The organism is Pseudomonas sp. Sample_24 (assembly GCF_004307605.1).
GTDB lineage: Bacteria > Pseudomonadota > Gammaproteobacteria > Pseudomonadales > Pseudomonadaceae > Aquipseudomonas.
On sequence record NZ_RCNW01000442.1, the window covers coordinates 1 to 947 of the forward strand.

The following is a 947-nucleotide window of genomic DNA, read 5'->3' on the forward strand; positions in this document are numbered from 1 at the left end:
TCGCTGAACATGCCGGCGATCGGGCAGCTCGGGGTGCTGGCCAGGATGTGGAAGTCTTCCGGCATTCTGGTGACCTTGTCACCGTGGCTCATCCACACGTCGAGGCCGAACAGGCCATCGGCGTCGATGTGGTCTTCGATGCCGTCGAGCAGGCGGCTCTTGCCCACCACGTCGACACGGGCATAACCGAACTCACGCAGCTCGGAACCTTCAACCTTGCCGCCCAGTTGCTCGGCCATGGTCTGCATGCCGTAGCAGATACCGAAGACCGGCACGCCCAGGTCGAACACGGCTTGCGGGCAGCGAGGGCTGTTGGCTTCGTGGACCGACTCGGGGCCGCCAGCGAGGATGACGCCTTTAGGTGCGAATTCGCGGATCGCATCCTCGTCCATGTCGAACGGATGCAGTTCGCAGTACACACCGATTTCACGCACGCGACGGGCGATCAGTTGGGTGTACTGGGAACCGAAGTCGAGGATCAGGATACGGTGAGCGTGAATATCGAGGGCCATGATTCAGTCTCGTCTAAGTCATTCAGAAACAGTCGTGATTCAGAAACAACTCGGGGCTGAATAAAACAGCCCCGGTTGCTTAACTTGTTGCTTGAAGGCTCAACCTACGCGGTAGTTTGGCGCTTCTTTGGTGATCTGCACGTCGTGAACGTGGGACTCGGCCATGCCAGCGCCGGTGATCCGCACGAACTCAGGCTTGGTGCGCATTTCTTCGATGTCGGCACTGCCGGTATAACCCATAGAGGAACGCAGGCCGCCCATCAGTTGGTGGATGATGGCGCTCAGGCTGCCCTTGTACGGGACACGCCCTTCGATGCCTTCCGGAACCAGTTTCTCGGCGCCTGCCGAGGAGTCCTGGAAGTAACGGTCGGAGGAACCTTGAGCCTGGGACATGGCGCCCAGCGAACCCATGCCGCGATAAGCCTTGTACGAACG

At 59.9% G+C, this 947-nt stretch carries 2 protein-coding genes; both read right to left on the reverse strand.

The features are described 5' to 3' along the window. Positions 1 to 512: glutamine-hydrolyzing GMP synthase (gene guaA, locus D8V06_RS25920; protein ID WP_130932079.1), on the reverse strand; the 512-nt coding region annotated here is incomplete at its 3' end. Between the two features lie 99 nt (positions 513 to 611). Continuing rightward, on the reverse strand, positions 612 to 947 hold a 336-nt coding region (locus D8V06_RS25925), incomplete at its 5' end, for an IMP dehydrogenase (protein WP_177434493.1).